At 58.6% G+C, this 14,092-nt stretch carries 12 protein-coding genes; 8 read left to right on the top strand and 4 right to left on the bottom strand.

Features of this window, described 5'->3' with window-relative positions; genetic code table 11:
* The first annotated feature begins 25 nt into the window (after positions 1-25).
* Positions 26-3,673, top strand: coding sequence for a transporter substrate-binding domain-containing protein (locus tag DWF74_RS27670; protein WP_115582138.1), 3,648 nt, complete (start codon positions 26-28; stop codon positions 3,671-3,673).
* Positions 3,674-4,037: 364 nt separating this feature from the next.
* Here DWF74_RS27670 and DWF74_RS27665 read toward each other — a convergent pair whose 3' ends face one another.
* Positions 4,038-4,499: a hypothetical protein gene (locus tag DWF74_RS27665; protein ID WP_115582137.1), complete on the bottom strand. Its 462-nt coding sequence runs from the start codon at positions 4,497-4,499 to the stop codon at positions 4,038-4,040.
* 270 nt (positions 4,500-4,769) lie between these two features.
* Between DWF74_RS27665 and DWF74_RS27660 the strand changes: the two genes are divergently transcribed.
* Positions 4,770-5,198 carry a hypothetical protein gene (locus tag DWF74_RS27660; RefSeq protein WP_082729224.1) on the top strand — a complete coding sequence of 143 codons (429 nt, stop codon included), beginning with the start codon at positions 4,770-4,772 and terminating at the stop codon, positions 5,196-5,198.
* Between the two features lie 152 nt (positions 5,199-5,350).
* Here the strand turns inward: DWF74_RS27660 and DWF74_RS27655 are convergent, their stop codons facing one another.
* Positions 5,351-5,740 (bottom strand): MerR family transcriptional regulator, encoded by a 390-nt coding sequence (locus DWF74_RS27655; protein WP_102864217.1) that lies wholly within the window; start codon positions 5,738-5,740, stop codon positions 5,351-5,353.
* A 74-nt stretch (positions 5,741-5,814) separates the two neighbouring features.
* Here DWF74_RS27655 and DWF74_RS27650 point away from each other — a divergent pair, with 74 nt between their 5' ends.
* The 3 genes from DWF74_RS27650 (at position 5,815) to DWF74_RS27640 (ending at position 9,117) form a co-directional block, all read left to right on the top strand.
* Positions 5,815-6,894 carry an SDR family oxidoreductase gene (locus DWF74_RS27650; protein ID WP_115582136.1) on the top strand — a complete coding sequence of 360 codons (1,080 nt, stop codon included), beginning with the start codon at positions 5,815-5,817 and terminating at the stop codon, positions 6,892-6,894.
* 421 nt (positions 6,895-7,315) lie between these two features.
* Entirely contained in the window at positions 7,316-8,215 is a 900-nt protein-coding gene (locus DWF74_RS27645) for a DMT family transporter (protein WP_102864215.1), read from the top strand.
* A 242-nt stretch (positions 8,216-8,457) separates the two neighbouring features.
* The gene (locus DWF74_RS27640) at positions 8,458-9,117 is read left to right on the top strand and encodes a hypothetical protein (protein ID WP_115582135.1); all 660 of its coding nucleotides are present in this window, start codon (positions 8,458-8,460) and stop codon (positions 9,115-9,117) included.
* A gap of 270 nt (positions 9,118-9,387) precedes the next feature.
* Here DWF74_RS27640 and DWF74_RS27635 read toward each other — a convergent pair whose 3' ends face one another.
* Complete coding sequence (locus tag DWF74_RS27635; RefSeq protein WP_115582134.1) at positions 9,388-10,074, bottom strand: HD domain-containing protein; 687 nt, start codon at positions 10,072-10,074, stop codon at positions 9,388-9,390.
* Positions 10,071-10,679, bottom strand: coding sequence for a TetR family transcriptional regulator (locus DWF74_RS27630; RefSeq protein WP_110652970.1), 609 nt, complete (start codon positions 10,677-10,679; stop codon positions 10,071-10,073). Before DWF74_RS27630 ends, DWF74_RS27635 begins: the two co-directional genes overlap by 4 nt.
* Positions 10,680-10,784: 105 nt before the next feature.
* Between DWF74_RS27630 and DWF74_RS27625 the strand changes: the two genes are divergently transcribed.
* From DWF74_RS27625 to DWF74_RS27610, 3 genes are all read left to right on the top strand, one after another.
* Positions 10,785-12,299, top strand: a complete 1,515-nt coding sequence (locus DWF74_RS27625) for a 2OG-Fe(II) oxygenase (protein WP_115582133.1) — start codon at positions 10,785-10,787, stop codon at positions 12,297-12,299.
* A 241-nt stretch (positions 12,300-12,540) separates the two neighbouring features.
* Positions 12,541-12,795, top strand: coding sequence for a bacteriocin immunity protein (locus tag DWF74_RS27615; protein ID WP_102864210.1), 255 nt, complete (start codon positions 12,541-12,543; stop codon positions 12,793-12,795).
* 246 nt (positions 12,796-13,041) lie between these two features.
* Complete coding sequence (locus DWF74_RS27610) at positions 13,042-13,797, top strand: DUF4239 domain-containing protein (RefSeq protein ID WP_102864209.1); 756 nt, start codon at positions 13,042-13,044, stop codon at positions 13,795-13,797.
* Positions 13,798-14,092: the final 295 nt, after the last annotated feature.

The following is a 14,092-nucleotide window of genomic DNA, read 5'->3' as shown; positions in this document are numbered from 1 at the left end:
GCCTCCCTCATTTTCTGAAGAGACCATGCACTCACGACTTATCTGGCTACTTGCCTGCTTGGTGACCATTGCCGCTCAGACGGCAGCGGCCCAGCCACCCCTACTGCCCAATACGCTGTATAGCGAGGTGCGCCTCGATCACCAAGAACTGGTACTTGAACAAGAGGACTGGCACTGGCTACGGCATAAGTCGGAGTTGAAAATCGGTGTGGTCGCACAAGAGTCGCCTCCCTTCAATGTCGATTACAACGACAGTCACTACGAAGGCATTACAGCGGACGTCAGTTCATTGATCGGGCAGATGCTCGGAGTCGGCATGACGGTGGTTCCCTTCGCCACCCGAGAACAAGCCCTACAGGCCCTGCAGGCCTCCGCCATCGACTTGATGGGCAGCTACAACAGCCCCGGGCAATCCAGCGATGCCATCAGCTTCACCCGACCGTTCGCCGATGGGCGGTTGGCCTTGTTCAAGCGCAACGACGAGTTGCGCCAGTCCCCGGCAAACCTGGCCGGGCTGCGAGTCTCCGTGGTCAAGGAACACAGCGGCGAAGCGCAGTCGCGCTTTCCTCGTGCCCACCTGATGATCTATCCCACGCACAACGAAGCCCTGGCTGCCGCTGCATTCGGTCACGCCGACATGTACCTGGACGATGTACTCAGCGCCTACTTCCAGATCAATCGCTCTTACTACGGTTTTCTCAAGTTCGAGCGCTTCGTTGACCTGGCGACGGGTGGCTATGGCTATGCGATCAACAAGGACAACGCCCGTCTTCAGCGCATCCTTGACCGCAGCATCGAGGCCATCGGCAAGGAAAAACTGAACAATCTGAGTCAGCGCTGGGTTGGCAGCGGTTTCGTGCCCACCGGCGAAAAGATTGTATTGACCCCAGAAGAATCACGCTGGATCGAGCGTCACCCGGTGATACGCCTGATCATCAACGACGACCTGGCCCCCGCGGCGTTCTTCGACGCCAACGGGGTGTTCTCCGGAGTCGCGGCCGAACTGCTGGAGATCATCTCGCAGCGCACCGGCCTGCATTTCCAGGTGACTGTGCGTAATGGCGGCTATCCGCAGCAGATTGAAGCCTTGAGCAACTCCGAGGCAGACATGGCCATCATGACGGCTGGCCCGCAGCGCGAGGAAAAGCTACGTTTCACAAGGCCCTTTTTGACCAGCCCTTTTGTCCTGATCACACCCAGCGGCGCGAAAGACAAGGGCCTGACAGCAGAGGACCTGACAGGCAAGCGTCTTGCCATTCCATCAGGTCACGTGACCCTGCAACACGTCCGCGAGCTTTATCCGAGCACGCAATTGATCGAGGCCGGCACCACTCTGGACACCATGAACAAAGTTTATGACGGCAGCGCCGACGCCGCCGTGGTGTCGTTGCCGGCCGCTCGCTACTACATTGTCCGCCTGTTTCACAATCGCCTGAGCATCGCCGACCTGATCCACACAAGTCGGGCAACCGCCAGCTTTGCTCTGCGCCGCAGTGACTCGGAGCTGCAGTCGATTCTCGACAAGGCCCTGCTCAGTCTCCCAGCGGACGATCTGAACGCCATTGCCAACCACTGGCGCTCACCACCGGGCATGAGTGGCGAAACCTGGCGCGACTATGCGCTGCTGATCGCCGAAATCATCGCCGCCGCGGCGCTCCTGCTGTTGCTGACACTGGCCTGGGCCTTCTATCTGCGACGTCGGATCAAGGCCGAGAAAACCCTGAACGACCAGTTGCGCTTCATCGAGACCCTGGCCGAAAACATGCCTCCGGTTCTCTACATTCGTGACATGGACGGCAAGATGCTCTCGTGCAACCGCAGTTACCTGCAGAGTGTCGGCCTGAGCGCCGACCAGGTTCTGCACAAATCCGTGCAACAGCTGCCCAAGGAGCATTTCTGCGCTGAACCCGACCTGCATCACAGCTACCTGCAAGCCATACGCGACGGTCAGACCATCAGTTCGGTGTACCAGGTCAAGTTGCAGGGCAAGGAGGTCTGGATCGATCACTGGATCCAACCCTTCCAGGACAACAATGGCGTCACCAAAGGCGTTATCTGCGGCTGGCTGGACATCACCAAGCATCGCCACCTGGTCCAGGAGTTGAAAGAGGCGAAGAACCTGGCCGACCAGGCCAGTCGCACCAAGACCACGTTCCTGGCCACCATGAGTCATGAAATCCGCACCCCCATGAACGCGATCATCGGCATTCTGGAACTGGCGCTCAAACGGGCCGACAGCGACCGGATTGAGCGCTCCAGCATCGAAATTGCCTACAGCTCGGCCAAGAGCCTGCTGGAGCTGATCGGCGATATTCTCGACATCGCCCGCATCGAGTCGGGGCGCCTGAGCCTTTCGCCCAAACGCGCCAACCTGCGCGAGCTGGTGGAATCCATAGCCCGTGTGTTCGAAGGTCTGGCACGACAGAAATGCCTGAGCCTGATCCTCGAAATCGACTCCAGCATCAATTGCGATGTGCTGGTAGACGGCATGCGCTTCAAGCAGATTCTGTCCAACCTGATAAGCAACGCCATCAAGTTCACCGAAGCCGGCTTCATTAAAGTGAGCATCAGCGGCGATCTGGTGGAGAACTCGTTGCTACAGGTCAAACTGCGCGTCGAAGATTCAGGGATAGGCATATCTCCTAGTAACCAGCAGCGGCTGTTCCAACCTTTTGCCCAAGTCGAACGCAATGTCCTGAACACCGAAGGCACCGGCCTGGGACTGGTGATCTGTCGCTCCCTGTGCGAAATGATGGGCGGCACTGTCTCAATGAACAGCACCCTGGGCCAGGGCACCCAGGTGGAGGTGGATCTTCGCCTTCAAGTGCTGGAGCGCCTGGCCGCCGTAGAACCTGCTCCCAGCATCAAGCGACGGCAGATGTACCGCCTGCAGATTCTGGTGGTGGACGACCACCCGGTGAACCGTCAGGTCCTGGGACAGCAACTGGCGTTTCTCGGGCACGACATAGTCGAGGCGGAAAATGGACAACAGGCACTGAAGACCTGGCGCGAGCACGCTCTTGACCTGATCATCACCGACTGCCACATGCCCGTCATGAACGGTGCCGAACTGGCCCGCTCAATTCGCCAGGATGAACGCGACACGCACAACGAACCGATCGTGATCATCGGCCTGACTGCCGACGCCCAGCCTGAGGAAGTGGAACGCTGCATCCAGGCCGGAATGAATGACTGTCTGATCAAGCCCATCAGCCTGGATGAACTGGAGGCGCGCCTGCTGGCCCTGGGTCAAGTCGAGGAAGACGAACGCGCGCCCCTGCCGCCCGAAGAACGCGTCAACAGCCAATCCCCACAGGTATTCGACCTGGAGTCCCTGCATACCTTGGTGGGCAGCGAGCCGACCATGCTGCAACACATCCTGAGCGAATTGCTCAGCAACAATCGCACCGACCTGCAGACCCTGGAGACACTGCTGCGCGACCAAGCAACAGCGGAGCTGTCCGAGTTGGCGCATCGCATCAAGGGGGCTGCGCGAGTCGTCAAGGGCGAGCAACTGGTGGAGAGCTGCCGGCAATTGGAAGACGCCTGTCAGAGCCCGGACCTGAACATGCCCCTGGTGAGCGACTGTGTTGAGCAGGTTAAACAGGCCATCGTGACCCTTGAACAGCAGCTGCTTGAGCAGTACGACGGATCGGCACCACTTGCCGGGTGATATCGAGGAGAACGCACGGACTGCCCCGCCTCAGCGGGGCCAAGGTGATTTTCAAAGGCGCTGAGCGGCGCTGACCGCGCCAGTGAGTTGACCGCGGCAATGGCAGCAGGCTCGGCCTGCTTGGTGGCCAGGTTTGACTCATTGATCGCGGATTACAAGATGCCCGGTAGCCCCTCAAGAACATAAGCCGCCCCCACTATTGTCCAACCTGCATTGTGTATTAGTCCGGGGTTGTGTTTTGAGCCTTGCGATTAAAATTTCTTATGAACCGATTGCACTATCTTTGTAGTTCTGGCCTAAGTAATGCTGGAGAGATTCTCTCCAGCCATTATTATCTGAGCCCGACAAAAAAACAGAGAATGGCTTAGCTGCGCCCTCCAAGGAATCGATTAAAACTACTAATAAAATCTTTCCTCAGACCCGGCAATATTTTTTTCAGGATCAAAAAGTAAAGATAGATAGGCGTTGGACCATCGCCCTCCTCTTCCCAAACCTCCTCTGTACCATAGCAATAGAGCACACCTCGGATGAAATTTGCAAAATCTTCATCTTCCTTGCGACTTTGCTGCTCCATTTTCCAGAGATCGACAGTGAGCTTCTTTCGAAGTACCTCATCACTTTCGATACGCTCGCGCAAGATGGCCTCTTTCAAGAACGGCACCAACTTTTCCAACTTGCTGGCAGCAATAGTTTTTAATTCACCTCTTTGGATAAGACCCATTAGATAACTAGCGTACTCACGCGTCACCTCGCCATAAGAAACATTCGCATCAAGCAACTGCCCCTCCAGATCATCAAACTCTTTAACTTCTATACTATCAATCATTGTGTGGCTCCATCTTCCATTTCTAGCCTACTCATAACTTGTTTACATGACTTACAGAATGCTTCAAAACGCCATCATTCCTGTGCGTCGTTGATCTGCCACCTTTAGTTAGAGCCTTCAACTCATCGACTGTCTTAACGTTGTATTTTTTCGTAATATTGCTAAGGGCGATTCAGCCCAGCAGCCGGAAGTGGACAACGACCGGCTGCGACACTGCCGTCTCTACTCTCAACCCACGCCCCCCCAAAAAAATACGCCCAAAGGATGGAGATGAAACTCTGGCCCCTCCATGCAGGCACGCGCCGGCCATGGTACGTAAAGCTGCTCTGGATACCGCTGCTGTTTGGGCTGGTCACGCATTGGGACTTCGCGTTGCCAAGGGTGAATGTTCACTACTCCCAAGCCGGCCGGGATGAGCTCAGGTACATCTGGAATGTCCAGGATCGGATTGATAAAGGAGGAATGCTTCCCGGAGGCGGCGCAACCGATCATGGCGTGCTCTTCCCCGACGACGAGTTCTTCATGGAATTTTCCTGGTGGAGCAAGAACACGGGGCGTAATCACTGCATCAGCATCACCCCGCAATGGCCCCATACCCATATCTACCTGAACGCCGACGGCGACATCGACAGGCGAGAAAAGAGCGGAACCGATGTGCAGCGGTTGGCGGAGTGTCGATGGGATCGGGCCAAGCCTTAGGTCTCCACTACGGCCAGAGCCCTGTGGTAACCAGCACGACCTCCGCTTCCGGCTTGAGCACACAGGAAAGGTGCTGGTTCGGCAGGCCTGTTGCTGTCGACCGCGCATGACGCACTGCTGCGGGGCTACGCCGATGGCTGGATGCGGGCCGCTCAGCTGGAAGCGTCGTTCAACCGCTGCAGCGCAAGTTGCTCGGCAGCACTGGCTTCGAGCTTGGCACGCTCTTCGTCCAGATACCGATAGATGCTTTGGAAGTTGGCGATTTTCTGTTTGATTTCGGCCATCTTTTTTTCAATGAGCTTGGCGCCCTCGGCACAGTCGATCAGCTTGTTGCGCTGCGCATCGAGAATCTCGCCTATTTCCCCCAGGGAAAACCCCATGCTTTGCGCGCGCTGGATAAAGTCCAGGTCCTGCAGTGTTTGCGCGGTGTAAACACGATAGTTGTTCGTTCGTCGCTGCGGTGAGATCAGGCCGATTTGCTCGTAGTAACGCAGCGTATGGCGGCTGGCGCCGCTGCGGGCCTCGATTTCACCAATTTTCATGAAAACACCACTTGACCATAGAGTTGGGTCGATAGTTTACGCTTGGTTTCTCACCTTCAACAAGGAACAGGGAAATGAGCGTGGAGTGCTTTGTCACCGGGGGTACCGGCTTCATCGGTCAACATTTGCTGGCACACCTGAGTGCAAAAGGTCACACCGTTCGGGTGTTGATGCGTCGCCCGGAGCGACTCGCGGCACTGCGGGAGCAAGTCGACAATTTGGGCGGCTGCGCCTCCCGGGTATTGGCCGTGGCCGGCGATCTGGAACGGGATCAGCTCGGGCTGAGTCCTGCCGACCGAGAAGCGTTGAGGCACGCCAGAGTCGTCTTCCACCTGGGTGCCCACTTCGCCTGGGGGCTTACCTTGGAACAGTCTCGTGCGGTGAACGTGGAAGGAGCCAAGCGCGTGGCGCTGCTGGCGGCTGAGCAAAACAGCCGGTTGGTGATGATCGGCGGCTACATGCTGCAAAATCATGAACACCTGCGACGCATCGGCATCGATCCTCACCATCCGCAGCGGACCGATTGGCCTGCGCTTTACCGGCATGTCGGTGGTTACGAGGCGAGTAAGCTGGAAGCGCATTTTGTGACCCTGGAGACCATGTCCGCCAAGGGCGGAGAGCTGACCGTTGTCCACCCCGCGACAGTGTGTGGCCACAGCCGCACGGGGCATATTCTCGACGGCCAGCCGCTGGTGGCGCTGATACGCAACCTGGTGCAGGGAAAGCTCACGGCCGTGCCCGGTACCGCCAGGCACTGGCTGCCACTGGTCACCGTGGACTACCTGGTGGAGCTGATGACGGCGAGTGCTTTTGATCCGGCCATGGCGGGCCAGGAACTGCTGGCGCTGGATGCGCAAACGCCCAACTTGCGAGAAATGTTGGTGCAGGTGGCACAACCTTTGGGCTTGAAGTCTCCCAAGCATCACGTTTCGCTCCGACTGCTGAAGTGGCTACTGAGCATTCCTCCTGTCGCGCGATTCATGAATACCCAGCCCGAAGCCTTGGACTTCATCCAGACCACTCGTTTTGATACCGCGGCCGTCGAGCAATTTGCCAGCAGGCATGGCATAGCCAAACCGGATATACGTCAGTCGTTGCAGCACACTGCAACCTTCGTCAACGCTCATTGCCTCGCCAAGAGCCAGGCCGGCTGACTGTCCCTTCGGGGCGACACCGGCTGGAGGAGCTTTCCTCGGCTCAGTGATGGGGGCTGATCAACTGGCGAGCGCAACCAGGGTGCTTGCATTCGGCTCTTGTCGGGGCATGTGGATCCCGTAGAGGGAGTACTCAGTGCATAATCGCCTGCGGCGTGGAGAGCTCGTTTGCCGGACAGCCCATTGCCTAGGCCATCCACTTGGGCAGGACTTTACCGCGCTGCCCGGAAGTGAACGTCCACCTGATCCAGCCACGTTCTCCAGCCTTGCTTGCGGGCATTTCAAGAAGCTCGACAACCTCCAGCTGGGGGATCGAGCTTATGCCCCGATCACGGCTGGGATCTTCGTCCACTCAAACTGTGCGCCGTCGATGCGGGCGGCATTCTATCGAACAACCATTCAGCGACAGGGATCGTCATCGATGCAATCCACTTTCAGCAAAGGCGTCATGTTTGCACTCTGTGCTGCGGCACTGAACGCAACGATCGGTGTACTCAGCAAAGTCCTCATGAATAATGGTTTCACCGCGAGTAGTGTCGCTGTCATCAAGACCCTACTGGGTTGCGTGCTGCTGTCGATCTTGCTGTTTTTCCTCAAGCGCCCGGCGAAATCGAGCCAATGGGTCCAGGCGGCTATCTGCGCCTTCCTTGGCATCTTTGTGCTGTTCCATTTCGAAACCTCCGCCTATCGACACTACGCGGCGGCAGGTGTGGTGGTGGTTCTGATGGCCAGCGCCTCCATTTCCTCGATCATTCTGGGGCGCATTTTTCTCAGGGATCCCATCACCGCGAATGCCACCGTTGGCGCTGCACTGGCCATCGCCGGGATCTCGGTGATATTCGGCGGCGACCTGCAGCAGGGCTTTACCCTGGAAGGTGCGGCGCTTGCCTCCATGGCCGGCTGCGGCTATGGGGCCTTTTCGGTTGCCATGAAGCGCATGGGGGTGTCGGGAGGACTGCATTTCACCCGCCAATTGTTGTTCTTCGGCGGCCTGTACCTGCTGATGCCGGCGGCGGCCGACGGCTTCACGCTGGGCGAACTGTCGCCACTGGCGATCGCCGCCCTGCTGGCGCTGGCCACACTGCCGACAATCCTGGGCTTCTTCTGCACCACCAAGGCCATCGAGTACCTCAAGCCATCCCAAGTACAAGCGCTGGAGTTGACCGAGCCACTGTTCGCCGCGCTGCTGGCGTTTGTGGCGCTCAATGAAGTTCCCCGTGAAAGCCTGTATGCGGGCGCGGCACTGATCATCCTCGGTCTGTGCTTCTCCAATGAGCTGATTCGCTTGGGCAGCAAAGCCTCGGTGCCTTCTGTCGAATGAGCTATTTGCGGGCCCTGATTGCTTTGGCGGTCGGTGACCTTGAACGGATGGGTCGCGGCTTGCCGGATACCCGGTATTTCCTCGAGAAAATGCACCAGGCCACAACTCTTTCTGCATGGCCGGTACACAGAGAAATCAGCAAGCCGCCCAAAGAACACAGCAGCAACGCCTGCTAAACTCCCGTCCCCCAACCCACTTGAAGATGACCAAAGACTCTGGTCGCCGATTGAAAGGACTCTCCCATGAACAAGCTGATCCTTAGCCTTTTTGCCTCAACACTGGCCCTGTCCGTTGACGTTGCCCATGCTGCCTCCGTGGCCGAAGTCTTCACCGGCGACATGCTGGGCACCAATCAGCGGTACTTTGAATCCGTCGCCGGAATCCCTCGAGAGTCCTTCGGCGATGAGCACAAGTTCAAAGTCCAAGGCTGCAACATCACCGCCACCATAGAAGGCGGCACAGTCAGCAAACTGCGCATGGAGCTGACGCCCAAATGCCAGGCCGACCTGACCCAGTTCGTCGACACCTTCGCCCCCGCTCCCGGCAAGCCGCTCACCGTAGGCGCGTTCACCGAATCGTCCGGTGGCGGCCTGAGCTACAGCGCCAGTTGCCTGAGCATGTGCGGCAACGCCGCCGACCCTTCCGTCTACGCCCACTGGGAAGGCCCCCGCGCCATAGGTTTCAGAGAGGTGCTGCTGGAGGTGGTGCTGGTCTCGGATGCCGCGCTCAGCGCCGCCGACCAATGGGAATCGCAGATGCGCAAAGCAGAAGGCGAAGACTACGTGATGGAAACTCGCTTCAACTGCGACCAGAAATACGACGCCGCGGCGCAGAAGGCCTTTGAAAAGGTGCAGGTCAACGCGGTCACCATCGGCACCGGGCTCAAAGCTTCCGGTTGCTGACAGTCAGCACGAAAAGCCACGCAGCAGCCGGAAGTGGATAACGACCGGCTGCGACATCGACAGAACAGAGGCGGAACCGATTGGCGGAATGTCGCTGGGATCGGGCCAAGCCTTAGGTCGAAATCACGGGCGCAACGGCAGCCTGTGTGACCGGTAACCATGGTTTTTTGGCCGGCGATGCCCCGTCATCTGTTTGCGGTGACGGGTTGAACTGCAGCGTGACCAGGCACCTGAAAAGGCGAATGCCCCGCCTCCGCTGTTGGCCGTTTCTCAGTCGAGACGCTCGATGGCGCGGGCAAGATTGACGCGGGCTTGCTGTTCGAATGCATCGAAGTACGGTGCAGTCGTATAGATGTGCCCGCGTGCCAGGAAGCCTTCCAGGACCTGGCGCCGCTTTCGGCGGTACACAAACAGAGGCACATATCGGTACTCGCGACGGACTTGGCGGTCGTACGCTTCAAACCGTGCGGTCGGTGCCCCAAGGATCGCCAGATCCGTGTCCACCAACACGGCCTCGTCTGCCGACGCTGGAGCGCCGTCGTGTCGCGTCACCATGATCAGGCCGTAAAGCCTGCGGCGGATTTCATCGACCAGGCCGCTATCACGTGCCACCTCGTCCAGCCATTGCGCACTGCGCAACTCGTTGTCGCTGCGAAGGGGGTCGTATATGGCGTCATGAAACCAAAGTGCAAGGTCGACTTCAGCGGGGGCATGGCAGGCTGCGTTGATCAGTCGGCGCACCTGGAGGCATTCCTGCAAATGCTGGCAGTTGTGGTACGCACGATGGGGCTCGCGGTAGCGTCGAAGGAGCTCTTCGTAGGTTTCTCGCGGCGGGCAGCCGGCGCCGAGCTCTGCCCAGAGGCGGGCCCAGGCGGCGAAACCCACACCATCAGGCACCTCAGGGGCGCCGTGCGCGCCGACCGGAAAGAGACTGTGCCCTTCTGGCGGTTTGATCATCGCTCCTCCTGCGTATCAATGTAACGCTCCACCCAATCGATCAACGTCGGTGCGGCGAAGGCCGTCGGCAGCAGTGGCCGCGCCGTGGTGGACAGCGTGAACGCCCCCTGGATAAAGCATGTAATGCCCGCCACCAGCGCGTCGAGCCCTCGGGCGCGGCGTCCGCGTTCGGCGAATCGCTGCCGGAGCAGGCCCTTGAGAAGCTTCATCTGCGCCGCTAGCACAGCCTGATAGACCTCACGCACGTCTGGGTCGTGGGCCGATTGCTCGCCGATCATCACCCACGCCGCCACCGCATCGGGCTGCGCGTCCGAACCGTAGGCCAGGTGTGCTGCAATATAGGCTTGAAGCCTTTGCTCGGCCGTCTGGGCCTCAGCGGCCCGGGCCTCGTAGCGCTGACGGGCGTAGCCGGCCAGTGAGTCGACCAGTGCCACCAAGATCTCGCGCTTGTCCTTGAAGTGGTAGTGCACCAGGCCAGGCGCCAGCTCCGCGTGCCGGGCGATGGCCGCTATGGTTGCGCCTGCGTAGCCGGCCTTGGCCATGACGGCCTGGAGTGCCGCCACAATCTGGCCGCGTCTTTCATCAGTGTTCGAGCGCCGTGCCATGTCACCTTCCCAATGTTGGTTGCGCGACCAGCTTAGCATTGACATCGACCCCGTCGCACCCTAGCTTTCCAAATATTGGTTATCAGACCAACTTTGGAGATCACGATGAATTCCTTCGCTGAACAACTGGTGGCCGGGGCGACTGCTCCGTCGGCCTCGGTCGAACTACCGCTGGGTGACCAGGTACGCTGTGTGCTGGTCCACGCCTTTCTTTCGGCCAGCGAGTGCGAAGCGTTGATAGAAGCCACGCAGAAGTGCGGGTTCGCCAGCTCAGGGTCTGACTACCCGTCCTCGTACCGCGATAATGACCGCATCGTCACAGACGACCCGGCTCTGGCTGGTCGACTCTTCGAGCGTTTGAAGCACTGCGCCTTGCGGATGCCGAGGCTGGGGACGGTGATCGATGAGGATGGGTGGCGTCTGGTCGGCATCAATGAGCGGCTGCGCTTCTGCCGCTACCGGCCCGGCACCCAGTTCCGTGCCCATCAGGATGGTGTACACCATCGCCAGCGCCAGCAGTCACGCCTGACCTTCATGATTTATCTTAACGACGATGCATTCAGCGGCGGAGAGACCGTGTTCTTCGAGGGGCGGTCCGCAGCCATGTCGAACCGGAATTCCACGCTCAGGCTGCGCCCCCGAAAGGGCAGCCTGATCGTATTCGACCACACCCTCTGGCATGCCGGCGCCTTAGTGGACGCAGGCCAAAAATACATCATGCGCAGTGACCTGATGTACGAGCCCCAGCATACCTTGCACGTCGACGGTCCCTTCCAGCCGGGCCACCACGGGTACGTATGGGCGCTTGCCGACCTGGGCGACAGGGGCTTGGCAAGCGCCGGGCGTGACGCAACCATCCGGCTGTGGGATCGCGAGGGCCGCTGCCTGGGTCAGCTTGACGGACATACACAATCCATTCTGGGTCTGGTGGAAGTGGCGCCTGGCGAGCTGGTTTCTCACTCGCGGGACCGTACGATCCGGCATTGGTCCTTGGCGAGCGGCAAGTCAAGGTTGGTCGGCACATCGGATTCGGCCGTCCTGTCCTCGGCAAGGTTAGGCGCTGGCCGCTTCGTGACCGGGGCTGCTGACGGTCGCCTGACAGTCTGGAACCTGGCGACAGGTGCCGCGGACCGGCGTCAGGCCCACGCCTGCTGGGTCTGGGCGATCGCACCTACGGGCGACGGCGGTTTCGCCAGCGCATCGGAGGACGGAACCGTCAGGCTGTGGCAACCCCAGGAGCGGGACTGCGTACAAGTACTGGATCTGGGCCGCCCCCTGAGGACGCTGGCGAGCTGGATCGACGCCGATGGCAGCGTCACCTTGGCCGCTGGTGATCTTGACGGCGCAGTGCACCTGCTAGCGACCGAACCGAGGCTGGCGCTCCTGGATTGCCTGGCCGCTCATGACGGGCCGGTCCGGCGCGTGCGCTTCGAGGCGCGACACATACTGCTGACCTGCGGCGAGGATGGATTCGTCAGACGCTGGAACCTGCCCTCACGGCAGGGGGCGATCATCGGCTCACACGACAACTTTGCAACCGATGTGCTCCCCACCCGCGCCGGTCGCTGGATCAGTTGTGGGTATGACGGCCGGATATTGGTGCATGGCGACAAGGGCTAGGACGCCCTACCCCTGCACCACCCAATACCCGTGCTTTCGAGCGCACATACCGCACCGAGAACCAAGACCGCGGCCTATCATGTGGCCCGATCAATGGCCGGACAGGCCGTGGCCAAGGGTGCAGTCAGCACCGTTGCGGGTTTAGCGGCTACGGGTGGAGTTTCCAGCATGACGGCAGAAAGCTTGAGGGTTAAAAACCCACAAAATCACATTAATCTTCACAAGAAAAAATAGGCACAACATGGAAGATACTTCTGATTTTACCGAAGCCGAATTCATTTCCTTCGTCAAAAACATACGGGTCGTCAACAAGGGCGGGACGGACGATGAGCTGGGTGAGTTACTTGAAAAGTTCAGCAGACTCGCAGGCCATCCAGATGGCTACGACCTGATTTTCCACCCTGAACTCGGTGCGGATAACTCCGCCGAGGGAGTTACTAAAACAGTGAAGGAATGGCGGAAAGCCCAGGGACTGCCGGGATTCAAGAACGACTGATTGAAGCGCTTACCCACATAAAGAGACACGCTCATCGTTAAAAACGGCCATAAGCAGACGGTCGTGATCTGTTGCCTCTAAGGATTGGCAGAACTCGACCAGTATCTACCGATGATCAGCGCTGGCGTTAAAACCAATATGGGGGGCATTCCCGGAGTGCAACCGCAGTATCTACCGAGCAGAATTCGCAGAGAACCCCCACGGTCTATCCTTCAAGACTTGACTCCAATTGATCAGGGCTGATGTATGAACTCTCTCTGGATCGCACTGGCCATTTTTGGGTGCCTCGTTGCTGCCTCGCTTCTCATGATGCAGTGGTACCCAAAGCTGGCATCCCACCACAGGGATGAAGACACCAACTCCGTAATTCGTCTAGTAGCCAACATTTTTGTGGTTATGACATCGCTGGTCTTTGGTTTGATGATCAATTCTGCCAAAAACACTTTCGAGTCCATTGATGCAAACTTCCATGGGTATGCAACCAGCATGATCATTTTTGATCGGACACTGAGGGGCTATGGCGATGCGGCACAAGACACGCGAAACCGTCTGATCATCTATCTTGAGCGCGCTATCGAGACCCCGTATCGGGGAGACGAGGCGCTGCAGCATCGTAACAGCGAGGCGGCTAAACACCTGGATGATATAGGCAAGTCTTTGGCTCTTATAAAGCCCCCGGACCGCTACCATGAAACGATGCTTCAGGATATTCGTCAGCAGTATCATTCGCTCATCGAGCAACGCTGGAGGATCGTAGAGCAGTCAGAGGGCGCGATTCCTGGTCCGCTTATTGGGATGCTTGCTGCCTGGTTGACGCTCATTTTCGCCAGTTTTGGATACCGCGCTCCCCGTAATTCGATGGTGATAGGAATGTTCATCATCTCGTCATTGCTCATTGCGGCTTCCGTTTACCTTGTTTTGGACATGGACGTGCCATTTCATGGTCCTATCCAGATATCCGACGAGCCCCTGCGCAGGGCGCTCGCAGTAATGCAGCTCTAGGGGCGCGTAAAGCCCTGGCGTTCTGATTCGCGGCCTCGAGGCGGACCAAGCCGAAGTCCGCTTCTGGCCGGTAGCTGCCTTTCGCTAAGGGCCGCTATGGGTCGATAGCTGTCTCCCGTGAATGTCTGCTTTTGGCTGTGGATTCAACCGGTCGATGCAACAGATTGGCTAAATCGTTCAGCGGACGTTTAGGCTAGAGAAATAAATCTGTCCGTGTCTCTTGGGGCGACCACTACAGTTCAGCTTTCATGTAGAAACGCGGGATTCGATTTTTACCTGGGCTCTTCACACCGCC

This window comes from Pseudomonas protegens, assembly GCF_003363755.1.
Lineage (GTDB): Bacteria > Pseudomonadota > Gammaproteobacteria > Pseudomonadales > Pseudomonadaceae > Aquipseudomonas > Aquipseudomonas danubii.
Note: the sequence above shows the minus strand (reverse complement) of the source record. Positions and strands in the feature narration are given on the sequence as shown.